Raw genomic sequence first — 16,111 nt, forward strand, 5'->3', positions numbered from 1 at the left:
GCGCCGATGAACCACGCCTTGACCCAGCTTCAGCCCTACCCGTTCGAGAAACTGCGCGCCCTGCTGGGCACCGTGAAACCGGCAGCCGACAAACGCGCCATCGCCTTGTCGATCGGTGAACCCAAGCACGCCTCGCCGGCGTTCGTCGCCCAGGCCATGGCCGATAACCTCGACAAGCTGGCGGTCTACCCGAGCACCCTGGGCCTGCCGGCGTTGCGCCAGGCGATCGGCCAATGGTGCGAGCGCCGCTTCGGCGTGCCAACCGGCTGGCTCGATGCCGAGCGCCACATCCTGCCGGTCAACGGCACCCGTGAAGCGCTGTTCGCCTTCACCCAGGCGGTGGTCAACCGCGCCGACGACGGCCTGGTGGTCAGCCCCAACCCGTTCTACCAGATCTACGAGGGCGCGGCGCTGCTGGCCGGCGCCACTCCACACTACCTGCCATGCCTGGAAAGCAACGGCTTCAACCCGGACTTCGACGCGGTACCGGCCGAGGTCTGGCAACGCTGCCAGATCCTGTTCCTGTGCTCGCCGGGCAACCCCACCGGCGCCCTGGTGCCGATGAACACACTGAAAAAGCTCATCGCCCTGGCCGACGCGCACGACTTCGTGATCGCCGCCGACGAATGCTACAGCGAGCTGTACTTCGACGAAGACGCCCCGCCACCCGGCCTGCTGAGCGCCTGCGCCGAACTGGGTCGCCATGATTTCAAGCGTTGCGTGGTGTTCCACAGCCTGTCCAAGCGCTCCAACCTGCCAGGCCTGCGCTCGGGCTTCGTCGCCGGCGATGCCGAGATCATCAAGCCGTTCCTGCTGTACCGCACCTATCACGGCTGCGCGATGCCGGTCCAAACCCAGCTGGCCAGCATCGCTGCCTGGCAGGACGAGGCGCATGTGCGCGAAAACCGCGACCTGTACCGCGCCAAGTACGACGCCGTGCTCGACATCCTGCAGCCGGTGCTTGACGTACAGCGCCCGGATGGCAGCTTCTACCTGTGGGCCAAGGTGCCGGGCAACGACGCCGACTTCACCCGCGACCTGTTCGAGGCCGAGCATGTGACCGTGGTGCCGGGGTCGTACCTGTCCCGCGAAGTCGATGGCGTGAACCCTGGCGCCGGTCGAGTGCGCATGGCGCTGGTCGCGCCGCTGGCCGAGTGCATCGAAGCCGCCGAACGCATTCGCGCTTTCACGCAACGACGCTGAACACGTCGCTGCACCCACCCGGAGCGACGCCAGCCTTGCTGGCGAAACCAACGTCGCAGCGCAGGGCACCGGCACAGCCGGCGCCTCCATGCTTCTGGCTAGCGCACCTGGCCGAGGTTCGCCTCGCTCAGATCCAGCTCGCCCAGCACCTTGCGCACCACTTCGTCGCCGACCAGGTGCTGGCGGTGCAGCTCATACAGCTCCAGACGCTGGGCACGCAGCGCCCGCAGGCGCAGGCGGCGCTCCAGCAGGTCCATCTGCTCGGCCAGGGCGCGGGCCTCGGCAGTGTCGTTGTAGCTGTCCAGCTCGTCCCGATATTCGGCCATCAGGCGTGCCTTGAGCTCCGCGGCCAGGGTCGCCTGGGCAGCATCCTGTGGCGCATTGGCATCACTCACCTCCTCGGCCTCCAGGGCATGGATCGCCGCCTCCGCAGTACGCCGCCAGGCCTCCTGCACTTCCTGGCGCAGGCGCTCGTCCGGGCTCTTGGTGACGCCACGCAGCAACACCGGCAGGGCGATCACGGCACTGATCAGCGACAGCAGGATCACCCCTGCGGCAATGAAGATCAGCAGGTCACGCTCGGGGAAGGCCTTGCCAGCCCCCATCAGCAACGGCACCGACATCACGCCCGCCAGGGTCACCGCCCCGCGCACGCCGCCCAGGGTGAGCAGCCAGCAGGAGCGAGCGGTCGGCATCAGCACCAGGGCCGGCTTGCCGCGCCAGCGCCGCACCACGCCAATGGCGCGCCAGATGCTTTGCACCCAGACGAAACGCAGCAGCACCAGGGTGGCGAAGATGGCCAGCACGTCCAGGCAGCGCCAGGCCAGCGTTGGCCACACTGCGGCTTCGTCGGTGACCACCGCTTTGATGATGTCCGGCAGTTGCAGGCCCAACAGCAGGAAGATCAGGCCGTTGAAGGCAAACTCCAGCAATGACCAGACACTGCGGTTGAGCAGGCGCGTGCTGGTCTGGCGTGGCAGCAGGTCGAGCCAGCTCTGCATCATGCCCGCCGCCACCGCCGAGAGGATGCCCGAGACGCCAAGGCGCTCGGCCAGCACATAGGCGGCGAACGGCAACAGCAGCATGAACACCACGTGAGTGGCCGGATCGTCCCAGCCACGGGTGATCATCCACATGCGCAGGCGTCCCACCAGCCAGCTCAGCGCCACGCCCACCGCCAGGCCACCCAGGGCAACGAGGACGAAAGTGAGGCTGGCCTCGGTCAGCGAGAACACCCCGGTGATGGCGGCGGCCAAGGCGAACTTGAAGGTCACCAGGCCCGAGGCGTCGTTCATCAGCGCCTCGCCCTGGAGCATGTGCATCAGCGGCGTCGGCAGGCGGTCCTGGGTAATCGCCGAAACCGCCACGGCGTCGGTAGGCGACAGTACCGCGGCAAGGGCGAAGGCCACCGGCAGTGGAATGCTTGGCAGCAGCCAGTGGATGAAGTAACCGGCTCCGACCACGGTAAACAGCACCAGCCCCACCGCCAGCGCCACCACCGGCCCACGCAGACGCCACAGCTCGCGCTTGGGCATGCGCCAGCCATCGGCGAACAGCAGCGGAGGCAGGAACAGGAACAGGAACAGCTCGGGGTCCAGCGCCACATGCAGGCCCAGGGTCGGCCAGGCGAGCAAGGCACCGGCGGCGATCTGCACCAGCGGCAACGGCAGCGGCAACAGGCGCCCCACCAGTTTTGACACGCTCACCAGCATCAGCAGGATAAGGACGGTATAGGCTGACTGCATCGGCAAGTTTCCTGTGTGATCGGAGGAACGACAGCGGGGCGAAACATCGCCATTGAAACAATATGTTAGCGGTCGGCGTCTATCTTGGGCCGCTGCACGATAGTCGCAGCCTGCCCGGGAATATGTAACACAATGCTACGCGAAGCGCCGTGCCCCCCCCTCCTCCCCTGCCGATGGGCCCGCAGCCGTGGCGCCAACCCCATCGATGCCGCATAATCGGCCCCACCCAATCTTCAAGGAGTATCGGGGACGCCAGGCCCGGCCCGGCAGCCCCAGGCATTCAATGGCTTACACTCTCTACGGCATCAAAGCCTGCGACACCATGAAAAAAGCCCGTACCTGGCTTGAAGAAAACGCCATCGGCTTCGAGTTCCACGACTACAAGACCCAGGGCATCGACCGCGACAGCCTCAACCGCTGGTGCGACGAGCACGGCTGGCAAGTACTGCTGAACCGCGCCGGAACCACCTTCCGCAAGCTCGACGATGCCAGCAAGGCCGACCTCGACCAGGCCAAGGCCGTCGAGCTGATGCTCGCCCAACCGTCGATGATCAAGCGCCCGGTGCTCGACCTCGGCGAACGCACGCTGGTCGGTTTCAAGCCCGACCTGTACGCCGCCGCGCTGGCCTGATCCCGCCTTACGCTCCATCCCCTTTTCGCATGAGGTAATCGCATGTCTCAATCGCTGTTCAGCCTGGCCTTCGGTGTCGGCACTCAGAATCGCCAGGGCGCCTGGCTGGAAGTCTTCTACGCCCAACCGCTGCTCAAGCCGTCCGCCGAGCTGGTCGCCGCCATCGCGCCGATCCTCGGCTACGAGGGTGGCAACCAGGCCATCGCCTTCAGCACCACCCAGGCCGCACAGCTGGCTGAAGCCGTCAAGGGCGTGGATGCCGCCCAAGCCGCCCTGCTGACCCGCCTGGCCGAAAGCCACAAGCCGCTGGTCGCCACCGTGCTGGCCGAAGATGCCGCGCTGACCTCGACCCCCGAGGCCTACCTCAAGCTGCACCTGCTGTCGCACCGTCTGGTCAAGCCACACGGCGTATCGCTGGCCGGCATCTTCCCACTGCTGCCGAACGTTGCCTGGACCAACCTGGGCGCCATCGACCTGGCCGAACTGGCCGAGCAACAGCTCGAAGCGCGCCTCAAGGGCGAGTTGCTGGAAGTGTTCTCGGTGGACAAGTTCCCGAAGATGACCGACTACGTGGTCCCGGCCGGCGTGCGCATCGCCGACACCGCCCGCGTACGCCTGGGCGCCTACATTGGCGAAGGCACCACCATCATGCACGAAGGCTTCGTCAACTTTAACGCCGGCACCGAAGGCCCTGGCATGATCGAAGGCCGCGTGTCCGCCGGCGTGTTCGTCGGCAAGGGCTCGGACCTGGGCGGCGGCTGCTCGACCATGGGCACCCTGTCCGGTGGCGGCAACATCGTCATCAAGGTCGGCGAAGGCTGCCTGATCGGCGCCAACGCCGGTATCGGCATCCCGCTGGGTGACCGCAACACCGTCGAGGCCGGCCTGTACATCACCGCCGGCACCAAGGTGAACCTGCTGGATGAAAACAACCAGCTGGTCAAGGTGGTCAAGGCCCGCGACCTGGCCGGCCAGACCGACCTGCTGTTCCGCCGCAACTCGCTCAACGGCGCGGTGGAATGCAAGACCCACAAGTCGGCCATCGAGCTGAATGAGGCACTGCACGCCCACAACTGAGAACCCTCAGGTGTGAAGTGATAAGATCGGGTCTGCTCTCGCGAGCAGACCCGATCTTTCATTCCAGGCCCCGCGAACATGTTCCAGCCCTCCCCCTGGCGTGCCGACTTTCCCGCCATCGCCGCCCTGCAACGGCAGCACCAGACCTACCTGGACAGCGCCGCCACCACACAGAAACCCCAGGCCCTGCTCGACGCCCTGAGCCACTACTACGGTCACGGTGCCGCCAACGTGCATCGCGCCCAGCACTTGCCCGGCGCACTGGCGACCCAGGCCTTCGAAGGCACGCGTGACAAGGTCGCCGCCTGGCTCAACGCCGAGGACGCCCGACAGGTTGTCTTCACCCATGGCGCCACCTCGGCGCTCAATCTGCTGGCCTATGGCCTGGAGCACCATTTCGAGGCAGGTGACGAGATTGCCGTCAGCGCCCTGGAACACCACGCCAACCTGCTGCCCTGGCAGCAACTGGCCCTGCGCCGCAATCTGCGCCTGGTGGTCCTGCCGGTGAACGACCATGGTCATGTCGACCTGGAGCAGGCCCTGCAACTGATCGGCCCACGTACCCGCCTGCTGGCCGTCAGCCAGCTGTCCAACGTGCTCGGCACCTGGCAACCGTTGGCGCCGTTGCTGGCCCATGCCCGTGCCCAGGGTGCCTTGAGCGTGGTCGACGGCGCCCAGGGCGTGGTCCATGGCCGTCATGACGTGCGGCAACTCGGCTGCGACTTCTATGTGTTCTCCAGCCACAAGCTCTACGGCCCGGAAGGTGTCGGCGTGCTGTATGGCCAACCACAGGCGCTGGCGAGGCTGCGACACTGGCAGTTCGGCGGCGAGATGGTGCAATTGGCTGACTACCACGATGCCAGCTTCCGTCCCGCCCCCCTGGGCTTCGAGGCCGGCACCCCACCGATCGCCGGGGTGATCGGGCTGGGCGCCAGCCTGGATTACCTGGCCAGCCTCGACGCCAATGCCGTGGCCAACCATGAAGCCAACCTGCACCAGCACCTGCTGCGCGGCCTGGCCGATCGCGAGGGTGTCCGTGTGCTGGGCTCGCCGCAAACGGCACTGGCCAGTTTCGTCATTGACAGCGTGCACAACGCCGATATCGCCCACCTGCTGACCGAACAAGGGATTGCCGTGCGTGCCGGGCAGCACTGCGCCATGCCATTGCTCAAGGGGCTGGGCTTGGACGGGGCGATCCGCGTCTCCCTCGGTCTCTATTCCGACAGCGATGACTTGCAACGCTTCTTCGACGCGCTCGACCAGGGCCTGGAGCTGCTGCGATGAGCCTGTCGCCAGAAGCCAGTCAGGCGCTGGAGCTTTTTGAACAAGCCCGAGGCTGGGAACAGCGCGCGCGTTTGCTGATGCAGTGGGGCGAACGGCTGGAGCCGCTGGATGACAACGACAAGACCGAAACCAACCGGGTGCACGGCTGCGAGAGCCTGGTGTGGCTGGTGGCGCAGCAGGTCGAGGGCCGGTGGCGGTTCAAGGCGACCAGTGATGCGCGGCTGCTGCGCGGGTTGCTGGCGTTGTTGCTGGTGCGGGTGCAGGGCTTGCCCAGTGAAGAGCTAGCCGGGCTGGATCTGGGTGCATGGTTCACCCAGTTGGGGCTGGAACGTCAGCTTTCGCCGTCGCGCAGCAATGGTTTGCATGCCGTGTTGCTGCGCATGGCCGAGCTACAGCACTGATTGCATCGCGGGGCCCGTGGGAGCGGGTTTGCCCCGCGATGCTTCACTCGGGCCTGGCCCGCTCCGAAGGCCGCCGCGCGCCGGCCACCAGTTTTTCCACTGCCTTGCTCGCCGCCACCATGCCGAAGGTGGCGGTGACCATCATCACCGCGCCAAAACCTCCCGCGCAGTCCAGGCGTACGCCCTCGCCGACGAAACTCTTCTGCAGGCACACACTGCCATCCCCCTTGGGATAGCGCAGTTGCTCGCTGGAGAATACGCACGGCACACCATAGTTGCGGCTGGTGTTGCGCGAGAAGTTGTAGTCCCGACGCAAGGTCGAACGTACCCGCGAGGCCAACGGGTCATTGAAGGTCTTGTTCAGATCACCCAGCTGGATCTGCGTCGGGTCGATCTGCCCGCCCGCACCACCAGTGGTGATGATGGCGATCTTGCGTCGACGGCACCAGGCGATCAGCGCGGCCTTGGCCATTACGCTGTCGATGCAGTCGATGACGCAGTCCATCTCTTCGCTGATGTACTCGGCCATGGTCTCGCGGGTGACGAAGTCAGCCACCGCATGCACCGTGCAGGCAGGGTTGATGGCGCGCAGGCGCTCGGCCATCACCTCGACCTTGGCCCGGCCGACCTGGCCTTCGAGGGCATGGGCCTGGCGGTTGGTGTTGCTCACGCAGACGTCGTCGAGATCGAACAGGGTGATCTCACCCACACCGCTACGGGCCATGGCCTCGGCCGCCCACGAGCCGACCCCGCCAATACCGACGATCGCCACATGGGCCTGGCGCAAGCGTTGCAAGCCCTGGTCGCCGTACAAACGGGCGACGCCGGCGAAGCGTGGATCTTCTGTGCTCATGACTCAACCTCGAAAAAAACGCCGCGCATTATAAGCCAAGCCGCCTGATTGCGGACTGCCGTTGGAAAGAGTCCTACCAAGACTGCTTTAATGTCCTATCAAGCAAACAGATCTGGACGACAATCGAGCGGGTTCAGAACTTCAGCCCCAGGCACCGATCCAACACGGTGCCCGTTCCGGCAGTGTAACGCCCTGACGGTCCCGCCCCGCTCCCCTTCGGAAATTCGAGCACCTATGTCATCACGCAAATTCGGCCTCAACCTGGTGGTGGTCCTGGCCATCGCCGCGCTGTTCACCGGGTTCTGGGCCCTGATCAACCGCCCAGTTTCCGCTCCCGCCTGGCCGGACCAGATCTCCGGCTTCTCCTATTCGCCGTTCCGCCTGGGCCAGAGCCCGCAAAAAGGCCAGTACCCGAGCGAAGACGAGATCCGCCAGGACCTGGAGCAGTTGAACAAGCTGACCGACAACATCCGCATCTATACCGTCGAAGGTACCCAGGCCGAAGTACCGCGCCTGGCCGAGGAATTCGGCCTGCGGGTCACCCTGGGCATCTGGATCAGCAACGACCTGGAGCGCAACGAGCGTGAGATCGAAAAGGCCATCGGCCTGGCCAATACCTCGCGCAGCGTGGTGCGGGTGGTGGTCGGCAACGAGGCGCTGTTCCGCGAAGAGGTCACCGCCGAGCAACTGATCGGCTACCTGGACCGGGTCCGCGCAGCGGTCAAGGTGCCGGTGACCACCAGCGAACAATGGCATATCTGGAAGGAACACCCGGAACTGGCCAAGCACGTCGACCTGATCGCCGCGCACATCCTGCCCTACTGGGAGTTCGTGCCGATGAAGGATTCGGTGCAGTTCGTCCTCGACCGCGCCCGCGACCTGCGCAAGCAGTTCCCACGCAAGCCGCTGCTGCTCTCGGAGGTGGGTTGGCCGAGCAACGGCCGCATGCGCGGCGGTGCCGACGCCACCCAGGCCGACCAGGCGATCTACCTGCGCACCCTGGTCAACACCCTCAACCGTCGCGGCTACAACTATTTCGTCATCGAAGCCTACGACCAGCCGTGGAAAGCCAGCGACGAAGGTTCGGTGGGCGCCTACTGGGGCGTGTACAACGCCGAGCGCCAGCAGAAATTCAACTTCGAGGGGCCAATCGTGGCGATCCCGCAGTGGCGCGCCCTGGCCGTGGCCTCGGTGGTGCTGGCGATGATCGCCCTGACCGTGCTGCTGATCGACGGCTCGGCGCTGCGCCAGCGCGGGCGTACCTTCCTCACCTTCGTCACCTTCCTCGGCGGATCGATGCTGGTGTGGATCGCCTACGACTACAGCCAGCAATACAGCACCTGGTTCAGCCTCACCGTGGGCGTGCTGCTGGCGCTCGGCGCGCTGGGCGTGTTCATCGTGCTGATGACCGAAGCCCATGAACTGGCCGAAGCGGTGTGGATTCACAAGCGGCGTCGGGAGTTCCTGCCAGTGCAGGCCGACAGCGCCTACCGCCCGAAGGTCTCGGTGCATGTGCCGTGCTACAACGAGCCACCCGAGATGGTGAAACAGACCCTCGACGCCCTCGCCGCATTGGACTACCCCGACTACGAAGTGCTGGTGATCGACAACAACACCAAGGACCCGGCCGTGTGGGAGCCGTTGAAGGCCCATTGCGAGAAGCTGGGCGAGCGTTTCAAGTTCTTCCACGTCGCACCTCTGGCCGGCTTCAAGGGCGGCGCGCTGAACTACCTGATCCCGCACACGGCCAAGGATGCCGAGGTGATCGCGGTGATCGACTCGGACTACTGCGTCGACCGCAACTGGCTCAAGCACATGGTGCCGCACTTCGCCGACCCGAAGATCGCCGTGGTGCAGTCGCCGCAAGACTACCGCGACCAGCACGAAAGCACCTTCAAGAAGCTGTGCTACAGCGAGTACAAGGGGTTCTTCCACATCGGCATGGTCACCCGCAACGACCGTGACGCGATCATCCAGCACGGCACCATGACCATGACTCGGCGCAGCGTGCTCGAGGAACTGGGCTGGGCCGAGTGGTGCATCTGCGAGGACGCCGAACTGGGCCTGCGGGTGTTCGAAAAGGGCCTGTCGGCCGCCTACGCCCACAACAGCTACGGCAAGGGCCTGATGCCCGACACCTTCATCGACTTCAAGAAGCAGCGCTTCCGCTGGGCCTATGGCGCCATCCAGATCATCAAGCACCATGCCGCCGCCCTGCTGCGCGGCAAGGGCAGCGAACTGACCCGCGGCCAGCGCTATCATTTCCTGGCCGGCTGGCTGCCATGGATCGCCGACGGCATGAACATCTTCTTCACCGTCGGTGCACTGCTGTGGTCGGCGGCGATGATCATCGTGCCGCACCGGGTCGATCCGCCACTGATGATGTTCGCCATCCCGCCGCTGGCGCTGTTCTTCTTCAAGGTCGGCAAGATCCTGTTCCTTTACCGCCGCGCGGTGGGCGTCGACCTCAAGGATGCCTTTGCCGCGGCGCTGGCGGGGCTGGCGCTGTCGCATACCATTGCCAAGGCGGTGCTGTACGGCTTCTTCACCAGCAGCATGCCGTTCTTCCGCACGCCAAAGAACGCCGACAGCCATGGCCTGCTGGTGGCGATCGCCGAAGCGCGCGAAGAGCTGTTCATCATGCTGCTGTTGTGGGGCGCGGCGCTGGGCATCTATCTGGTACAGGGGCTGCCGAGTTCGGACATGCGTTTCTGGGTTGCCATGCTGTTGGTGCAGTCGCTGCCTTATGTCGCGGCGCTGGTGATGGCGTTGCTGTCGTCGCTGCCCAGGCCGGCGGACAAACCCGCCGCAACACAAACCGTCTGAGTACGCGTGGGAGCGGGCTTGCCCCGCGATCGATTCGTGGCACAAGCCCGCTCCCGCCAAGCACACCGTGCCCGTTGACATCATTTGATATAAGATAACGCCCCTCAGTTTTCCCGCCTTGCCTTGCCCCGGAGTCCCGCAATGACGGCCCCTGCCGAGCTTTCGCCTACCCTGCAACTGGCCTGCGACCTGATCCGTCGCCCGTCGGTCACCCCGGTCGACGCCGACTGCCAGACCCAGATGATGAATCGCCTGGGCGCCGTCGGCTTCCAGCTCGAACCGATGCGCTTCGAGGACGTCGACAACTTCTGGGCCACCCACGGTACCCAGGACGGCCCGGTGCTGTGCTTCGCCGGGCACACCGACGTGGTCCCCACCGGCCCCGTGCAGCAGTGGCAGCATGAGCCGTTCGAGGCGCTGATCGACGCCGACGGCATGCTCTGCGGCCGCGGCGCCGCCGACATGAAAGGCAGCCTGGCGTCGATGGTGATCGCCTGCGAACGCTTCGTGCAGGACTACCCCGACCACCGCGGCAAGGTCGCCTTCCTGATCACCAGCGACGAGGAAGGCCCGGCCCACCATGGCACCAAGGCCGTGGTCGAGCGCCTGAAGGCGCGCAACGAACGCCTGGACTGGTGCATCGTCGGCGAGCCGTCGAGCACCACCCTGCTCGGTGACGTGGTCAAGAACGGCCGCCGCGGCTCGCTCGGCGCCAAGCTGACCGTGCGCGGCAAGCAGGGCCACGTGGCCTACCCGCACCTGGCGCGCAACCCGATCCACCTGGCCGCCCCGGCCCTGGCGGAGCTGGCGGCCGAGCACTGGGACGAAGGCAACGCCTTCTTCCCGCCGACCAGCTTCCAGATCTCCAACCTCAACTCCGGCACCGGCGCCACCAACGTGGTCCCGGGCGATCTGACCGCGCTGTTCAACTTCCGCTTCTCCACAGAGTCGACAGTCGAGGGCCTGCAGCAGCGCGTCGCGGCGATCCTCGACAAGCACCAGCTGGAATGGAGCATCGACTGGGCGCTGTCGGGCCTGCCGTTTCTCACCGAGCCAGGCGAACTGCTCGATGCGGTGTCGTCGAGCATCCAGGCGGTCACCGGCCGCGAGACCCGGCCATCCACCAGCGGCGGCACCTCCGATGGTCGCTTCATCGCCACCATGGGCACCCAGGTGGTCGAGCTCGGCCCGGTCAACGCCACCATCCACCAGGTGGACGAACGCATCCTGGCCAGCGACCTCGACCTGCTGACCGAGATCTACTACCAGACCCTGGTACGGTTGCTCGCCTGATGCTCGCCTGTCCACTTTGCCAGGCGCCTCTGGCGCAGCTCGACAACGGCGTGGCCTGTCCCGCTGGTCATCGTTTCGACCGCGCCCGCCAGGGCTACCTGAACCTGCTGCCGGTGCAGCACAAGAACAGCCGCGACCCGGGCGACAACCAGGCTATGGTCGAGGCCCGCCGCGACTTCCTCGATGCCGGCCACTATGCACCGGTTGCGCATCGCCTGGCGGAACTGGCCGCCGAACGCGCGCCACGCGCCTGGCTGGACATCGGCTGCGGCGAGGGCTACTACACCGCGCAACTGGCCCAGGCCCTGCCCGCGGCCGACGGCTATGCCCTGGACATCTCCCGCGAGGCGGTCAAGCGCGCCTGCCGCCGAGCCCCGGACGTGACCTGGATGGTCGCCAGCATGGCTCGGGTGCCCATGCAGGACGCCAGTTGCGGTTTCATCGCCAGCGTGTTCAGCCCGCTCGACTGGAGCGAGGCCAAGCGCCTGCTGACGCCAGGTGGAGGCCTGATGCGGGTCGGCCCGACCAGCGGCCACCTGATGGAATTGCGCGAGGTGCTCTACGATGAAGTACGCCCCTACGCCGACGACAAACACCTGGCCCTGGTGCCAGAAGGCATGCACCACGCCCACGGCGAAGTCCTCGAGTTCCGCCTGAGCCTGGCCGAGGCCAAGGCCCGTGCCGACCTGCTGGCGATGACCCCTCACGGCTGGCGCGCCAGCGCCGAGCGGCGCGCGCGGGTGATCGAGCAAGCCGAGCCGTTCGAGGTTACCGTTTCCATGCGTTATGACTATTTCGTGCGCCAAGACTGAGCACACACCGGAGCCCCCCATGCGCCAACCCGATATCGAGATCTACCTCAAGGACGACGAGGTCGATCACAAGCAGATCGCCGACTGGCTGACCCAGGCCCTGGGCCCATGCAGCGAATGGAAGCAGAAAGGTCAGACCTTCAAGTGCACCGCCGGTAACATTCCGGTCACCTGGTTACCGAAGGCTGTAGGGAAATGGAACAGCTTGTTCCTGGAAAGCGACCAGACTCCATGGGACGACGACATCGCCTGCGCCCGTGCGGCCCATGCCGTACTCAACGTCGAAGTCCGTTGCGCACCCGGCAGCTGGAGCGAGGAAGACGGGGAAGAAGATGCCGATCGCTGGATCCGCATCAGCGCCGACGGTGAACAGGAAATCACCTGGCGCACCAGCTGAAGCTACACGTTTGAGCGTTCGATCGCATCAGGCTGCAAGCTCCACGGACAGCTTGCAGCTTGAAGCTTACCGCTTCAGACAGCGGTCAGAGACCGACGACGTCTTCAGCCTGCAGGCCTTTCTGGCCTTGCACGAGGGCGTACTCCACCTGCTGTCCCTCGACCAGGGTGCGATGCCCCTCGCCGCGGATAGCCCGATAGTGGACGAACACATCCGCCCCACCTTCGCGCTGAATGAAGCCATAACCCTTGGCATCGTTGAACCACTTCACATTCCCAGTCTCACGAGACGACATCTGACTACTCCGGATTTTTATTTTGAAGATCGCCTTGCTGGCACAGGGTCACCCCGTTGCCGACGCAGCTTGCGTGATTAACTTGCAAGCGGCAGGCCGAGTATATGACAGGGAACAAAAAATTTTCATGACGGGACTGATTTTTGCCGAATTTTGCTGAACTTACGCAGATACGGCAGACTAACGCCCTGTAAAAACACCGAAACCTCACCAGGGCCTCACCCCATGACCCGTTCTCCCCTGCGCCGCCTCATCTTCGGCGCCCTGCGTCGCGTGCTGTACCTGTGGGTGCGCTCCGAGACCATCAACCAGTCCTCGCTCACCCTCAAGCTCGACCGCAGCCGCCCGGTGTTCTACGCCCTGTCCTCGCCATCGCTGACCGACCTGGCAGTAGTGGACCACGAATGCTCCAAGGCGGGCCTGCCGCGCCCGGTGCTGCCCGTGGCCGTCGGCCCGCTGCAGGAGCCGGCGGCGTTCTTCTACCTGACCCCCGACCCGGACTGGCTCGGCCGCCAGGACAAACGCGGCGCCCCTCCCACCCTGGAGCGCCTGGTCGCGGCGATCAACCAGCACGCCGAGGAGGATGCGCAGATCATCCCGGTCAGCGTGTTCTGGGGCCAGAGCCCGGCCAGCGAATCGAGCCCGTGGAAACTGCTGTTCGCCGACAGCTGGGCGGTCACCGGGCGCTTGCGCCGCCTGCTCAGCGTACTGATCCTCGGGCGCAAGACCCGGGTGCAGTTCTCCGCGCCGATCCACCTGCGCGAGCTGGTCGAGCAGAACAAAGGCCATGAACGTACCGTGCGCATGGCCCAGCGGGTCATGCGCGTGCATTTTCGCAACCTCAAGAGCGCAGTGATCGGCCCGGATATCTCGCACCGGCGCAACCTGGTCAAGGGGCTGGTCCACGATCCGCTGGTACGCCAGGCCATCAGCGACGAGGCCGAGCGCGAGAAGATCCCCTACGCCAAGGCCGAAGCCAAGGCGCTGCACTACGGCAACGAGATCGCCTCCGACTACACCTACACCGCGATCCGTTTCCTCGAAGTCGTGCTCAGCTGGTTCTGGAACAAGATCTACGACGGCATCAAGGTCAACCACATCGAGCAGGTACAGGGCATCGCGCCAGGCCACGAGGTGATCTACGTGCCCTGCCACCGCAGTCACATCGACTACCTGCTGCTGTCCTACCTGTTGTTCCGCAACGGCCTGACCCCACCGCACATCGCCGCCGGCATCAACCTCAACATGCCGGTGATCGGTGGCCTGCTGCGCCGTGGCGGCGCCTTCTTCATGCGCCGCACCTTCAAGGGCAACCCGCTGTATACCGCCGTGTTCAACGAGTACCTGCACACCCTGTTCACCAAGGGTTTCCCGGTGGAGTACTTCGTCGAAGGCGGCCGCTCGCGCACCGGACGCATGCTACAGCCGCGTACCGGCATGCTGGCGATCACCCTGCGCAGCTTCCTGCGTTCGTCGCGTACACCGATCGTCTTCGTACCGGTATACATCGGCTACGAACGCGTGCTCGAAGGCCGCACCTACCTCGGCGAACTACGCGGCGCGAGCAAGAAGAAAGAATCGATCTTCGACATCTTCAAAGTCATCGGCGCGCTCAAGCAACGCTTCGGCCAGGTCTACGTCAACTTCGGCGAGCCGATCCGCCTGAACAGCTTCCTCGACCAGCAGCAGCCCGGATGGCGCTCACAGGAGCTCGGCCCGCAGTTCCGCCCGGCCTGGCTCAACGACACCACCACCCGCCTGGGTGAAACCGTCGCCCGCCACCTCAACGAGGCGGCAGCAGTCAACCCGGTCAACCTGGTGGCCCTGGCGCTGCTGTCGACCAGCCGCCTGGCCCTGGACGAGCGCGCCCTGACCCGCGTGCTCGACCTGTACCTGATCCTGCTGCGCCAGGTGCCCTACTCGCCGCACACCACCCTGCCCGAGGGCGACGGCAAGGCGCTGATCAATCATGTGCTGGGCATGGACCTGCTGGCCGAGCAGAAGGACGCGCTGGGACGCATCCTCTACCTGGACGAAGCCAACGCGGTGCTGATGACCTACTACCGCAACAACGTACTGCACATCTTCGCCCTGCCGGGGCTGCTGGCGAGCTTCTTCCTCAGCAGTTCGCGCATGAGCCGCGAGTTGCTCGGCCAGTATGTGCGGGCACTGTACCCCTACCTGCAAGCCGAACTGTTCCTGCGCTGGGCGCCCGAGCAACTGGACGAGGTGATCGACCAATGGCTGGCAGCGCTGGTCGAGCAGGGCCTGCTGCGCCACGAGAACGGCGTCTACATGCGCCCGGCGCCAAGCTCGCGTCAGTTCGTCCTGCTGACCCTGCTGGCACGCACCATCACCCAGACCCTGCAGCGCTTCTACATGGCCACCTCGCTGCTGCTCAACAGTGGCCAGCACAGCCTGAGCGCCGAGGCGCTGGAAGAACTGTGCGTGATGATGGCCCAGCGCCTGTCGATCCTGCACGGCCTGAACGCCCCGGAGTTCTTCGACAAGACCCTGTTCCGCCACTTCATCCAGACCCTGGTGCGCGAAGGCGTGCTGCAACCCGACGGCGAGGGCAAGCTCGGCTACCACGACAAGCTCGGCGAACTGGCCGAAGGGGTGGCCAAACGCGTGCTGTCGGCGGAGTTGCGCCTGTCCATCCGACAGGTGGCACTGCAACGGGATGAAACGTCGGAGCCCGTTACGCCTGAATGATCGGCCCCCCAAGCCCGGCTGGGTGGTGCCGGGATTTGTGGGCGCGGGCTTGCCCGGCGATGGCATCAGCCCATGACGCCCGCAACACCTCGGCACGGCAAAATCCGCTAAAGTCCCTGTGGTTCGCCACACGCCAGCCTCATGTACACCGGAGACATCATGAAAAAGATCCTCACCCTGTGTTGCGCCACGCTGCTGGCGGCCTGCTCCAGCCACACGCCATCGCACCAGGCCAGCCTGGATGGCGAAGTCTTCTACCTGCAGCGCATGGCCCTGCCGCCAGCCGCCACCCTCAGTGTCGAGCTGCAGGACGTGTCCCTGATGGACGCCCCCGCCGTGACCCTGGCTCGCCAGGCCGGCCCGGTCAAAGGCAACGTACCACTGCCATTCCACCTCGACTACAACCCGAACCAGGTCAAGCCTGGCCATCGCTATGCGGTCAGCGCGCGTATCGAACTGGACGGCAGGTTGCTGTTCATCAGCACCGAGCACCACGGCGTCGCCCTCGACGGCAGCGACAGCCAGCCAGTACGCATCAAGGTCGACCCGGTCCGTTGAGATCGCTCAATTTCGTTCATA

Annotated in this window: 14 protein-coding genes; 11 read left to right on the forward strand and 3 right to left on the reverse strand. The window is 65.4% G+C overall.

What is annotated here, in order from left to right; genetic code table 11:
• The first annotated feature begins 6 nt into the window (after window positions 1-6).
• Window positions 7-1,203 carry a succinyldiaminopimelate transaminase gene (gene dapC / locus F3J43_RS04070; RefSeq protein ID WP_166883538.1) on the forward strand — a complete coding sequence of 399 codons (1,197 nt, stop codon included), beginning with the start codon at window positions 7-9 and terminating at the stop codon, window positions 1,201-1,203.
• A gap of 98 nt (window positions 1,204-1,301) precedes the next feature.
• Here dapC and F3J43_RS04075 read toward each other — a convergent pair whose 3' ends face one another.
• Window positions 1,302-2,948 carry a Na+/H+ antiporter gene (locus F3J43_RS04075; protein ID WP_166883539.1) on the reverse strand — a complete coding sequence of 549 codons (1,647 nt, stop codon included), beginning with the start codon at window positions 2,946-2,948 and terminating at the stop codon, window positions 1,302-1,304.
• A 283-nt stretch (window positions 2,949-3,231) separates the two neighbouring features.
• Between F3J43_RS04075 and F3J43_RS04080 the strand changes: the two genes are divergently transcribed.
• From F3J43_RS04080 to F3J43_RS04095, 4 genes are all read left to right on the forward strand, one after another.
• The gene (locus tag F3J43_RS04080; protein ID WP_166883540.1) at window positions 3,232-3,579 is read left to right on the forward strand and encodes an ArsC family reductase; all 348 of its coding nucleotides are present in this window, start codon (window positions 3,232-3,234) and stop codon (window positions 3,577-3,579) included.
• A 42-nt stretch (window positions 3,580-3,621) separates the two neighbouring features.
• Complete coding sequence (gene dapD, locus F3J43_RS04085; RefSeq protein WP_166883541.1) at window positions 3,622-4,656, forward strand: 2,3,4,5-tetrahydropyridine-2,6-dicarboxylate N-succinyltransferase; 1,035 nt, start codon at window positions 3,622-3,624, stop codon at window positions 4,654-4,656.
• Between the two features lie 78 nt (window positions 4,657-4,734).
• Window positions 4,735-5,940 carry a cysteine desulfurase gene (locus tag F3J43_RS04090; RefSeq protein ID WP_166883542.1) on the forward strand — a complete coding sequence of 402 codons (1,206 nt, stop codon included), beginning with the start codon at window positions 4,735-4,737 and terminating at the stop codon, window positions 5,938-5,940.
• Complete coding sequence (locus F3J43_RS04095; protein WP_166883543.1) at window positions 5,937-6,341, forward strand: SufE family protein; 405 nt, start codon at window positions 5,937-5,939, stop codon at window positions 6,339-6,341. The genes F3J43_RS04090 and F3J43_RS04095 overlap by 4 nt, the downstream gene beginning before the upstream one ends.
• A gap of 43 nt (window positions 6,342-6,384) precedes the next feature.
• On the opposite strand, the gene tcdA is transcribed toward F3J43_RS04095, so the two are convergent.
• Window positions 6,385-7,194, reverse strand: coding sequence for a tRNA cyclic N6-threonylcarbamoyladenosine(37) synthase TcdA (gene tcdA, locus F3J43_RS04100; protein WP_166883544.1), 810 nt, complete (start codon window positions 7,192-7,194; stop codon window positions 6,385-6,387).
• A 234-nt stretch (window positions 7,195-7,428) separates the two neighbouring features.
• On the opposite strand from tcdA, the gene F3J43_RS04105 reads away from it, so the two are divergent.
• The 4 genes from F3J43_RS04105 to F3J43_RS04120 all read left to right on the forward strand — a co-directional run bounded on the left by F3J43_RS04105 (window position 7,429) and on the right by F3J43_RS04120 (window position 12,522).
• Entirely contained in the window at window positions 7,429-10,020 is a 2,592-nt protein-coding gene (locus tag F3J43_RS04105; RefSeq protein ID WP_166883545.1) for a glycosyltransferase, read from the forward strand.
• A gap of 141 nt (window positions 10,021-10,161) precedes the next feature.
• Window positions 10,162-11,313 carry a succinyl-diaminopimelate desuccinylase gene (gene dapE, locus F3J43_RS04110; protein ID WP_166883546.1) on the forward strand — a complete coding sequence of 384 codons (1,152 nt, stop codon included), beginning with the start codon at window positions 10,162-10,164 and terminating at the stop codon, window positions 11,311-11,313.
• Window positions 11,313-12,125 (forward strand): putative RNA methyltransferase, encoded by an 813-nt coding sequence (locus F3J43_RS04115; RefSeq protein ID WP_166883547.1) that lies wholly within the window; start codon window positions 11,313-11,315, stop codon window positions 12,123-12,125. The genes dapE and F3J43_RS04115 overlap by 1 nt, the downstream gene beginning before the upstream one ends.
• A gap of 19 nt (window positions 12,126-12,144) precedes the next feature.
• On the forward strand, window positions 12,145-12,522 hold the full coding sequence (locus F3J43_RS04120) for a hypothetical protein (protein WP_166883548.1): 378 nt from the start codon (window positions 12,145-12,147) through the stop codon (window positions 12,520-12,522).
• A gap of 85 nt (window positions 12,523-12,607) precedes the next feature.
• On the opposite strand, the gene F3J43_RS04125 is transcribed toward F3J43_RS04120, so the two are convergent.
• Window positions 12,608-12,817 (reverse strand): cold-shock protein, encoded by a 210-nt coding sequence (locus tag F3J43_RS04125; protein ID WP_011535295.1) that lies wholly within the window; start codon window positions 12,815-12,817, stop codon window positions 12,608-12,610.
• A 225-nt stretch (window positions 12,818-13,042) separates the two neighbouring features.
• Here F3J43_RS04125 and plsB point away from each other — a divergent pair, with 225 nt between their 5' ends.
• Both plsB and F3J43_RS04135 read left to right on the forward strand, forming a co-directional pair.
• The gene (plsB, locus tag F3J43_RS04130) at window positions 13,043-15,532 is read left to right on the forward strand and encodes a glycerol-3-phosphate 1-O-acyltransferase PlsB (protein ID WP_166883549.1); all 2,490 of its coding nucleotides are present in this window, start codon (window positions 13,043-13,045) and stop codon (window positions 15,530-15,532) included.
• A 159-nt stretch (window positions 15,533-15,691) separates the two neighbouring features.
• Window positions 15,692-16,090: a YbaY family lipoprotein gene (locus F3J43_RS04135; RefSeq protein WP_166883550.1), complete on the forward strand. Its 399-nt coding sequence runs from the start codon at window positions 15,692-15,694 to the stop codon at window positions 16,088-16,090.
• Window positions 16,091-16,111 lie beyond the last annotated feature (21 nt).

The sequence above is a fragment of the Pantoea sp. Cy-639 genome (assembly GCF_011752525.1).
Classification (GTDB): domain Bacteria; phylum Pseudomonadota; class Gammaproteobacteria; order Pseudomonadales; family Pseudomonadaceae; genus Aquipseudomonas.

What these genes read in the sequence shown, in the direction of transcription:
- dapC (WP_166883538.1), top strand. Translation starts at nt 7, where the DNA reads ATGAACCACGCCTTGACCCAGCTTCAGCCCTACCCGTTCGAGAAACTG.
- F3J43_RS04075 (WP_166883539.1), bottom strand. Translation starts at nt 2,948, where the DNA reads ATGCAGTCAGCCTATACCGTCCTTATCCTGCTGATGCTGGTGAGCGTG.
- F3J43_RS04080 (WP_166883540.1), top strand. Translation starts at nt 3,232, where the DNA reads ATGGCTTACACTCTCTACGGCATCAAAGCCTGCGACACCATGAAAAAA.
- dapD (WP_166883541.1), top strand. Translation starts at nt 3,622, where the DNA reads ATGTCTCAATCGCTGTTCAGCCTGGCCTTCGGTGTCGGCACTCAGAAT.
- F3J43_RS04090 (WP_166883542.1), top strand. Translation starts at nt 4,735, where the DNA reads ATGTTCCAGCCCTCCCCCTGGCGTGCCGACTTTCCCGCCATCGCCGCC.
- F3J43_RS04095 (WP_166883543.1), top strand. Translation starts at nt 5,937, where the DNA reads ATGAGCCTGTCGCCAGAAGCCAGTCAGGCGCTGGAGCTTTTTGAACAA.
- tcdA (WP_166883544.1), bottom strand. Translation starts at nt 7,194, where the DNA reads ATGAGCACAGAAGATCCACGCTTCGCCGGCGTCGCCCGTTTGTACGGC.
- F3J43_RS04105 (WP_166883545.1), top strand. Translation starts at nt 7,429, where the DNA reads ATGTCATCACGCAAATTCGGCCTCAACCTGGTGGTGGTCCTGGCCATC.
- dapE (WP_166883546.1), top strand. Translation starts at nt 10,162, where the DNA reads ATGACGGCCCCTGCCGAGCTTTCGCCTACCCTGCAACTGGCCTGCGAC.
- F3J43_RS04115 (WP_166883547.1), top strand. Translation starts at nt 11,313, where the DNA reads ATGCTCGCCTGTCCACTTTGCCAGGCGCCTCTGGCGCAGCTCGACAAC.
- F3J43_RS04120 (WP_166883548.1), top strand. Translation starts at nt 12,145, where the DNA reads ATGCGCCAACCCGATATCGAGATCTACCTCAAGGACGACGAGGTCGAT.
- F3J43_RS04125 (WP_011535295.1), bottom strand. Translation starts at nt 12,817, where the DNA reads ATGTCGTCTCGTGAGACTGGGAATGTGAAGTGGTTCAACGATGCCAAG.
- plsB (WP_166883549.1), top strand. Translation starts at nt 13,043, where the DNA reads ATGACCCGTTCTCCCCTGCGCCGCCTCATCTTCGGCGCCCTGCGTCGC.
- F3J43_RS04135 (WP_166883550.1), top strand. Translation starts at nt 15,692, where the DNA reads ATGAAAAAGATCCTCACCCTGTGTTGCGCCACGCTGCTGGCGGCCTGC.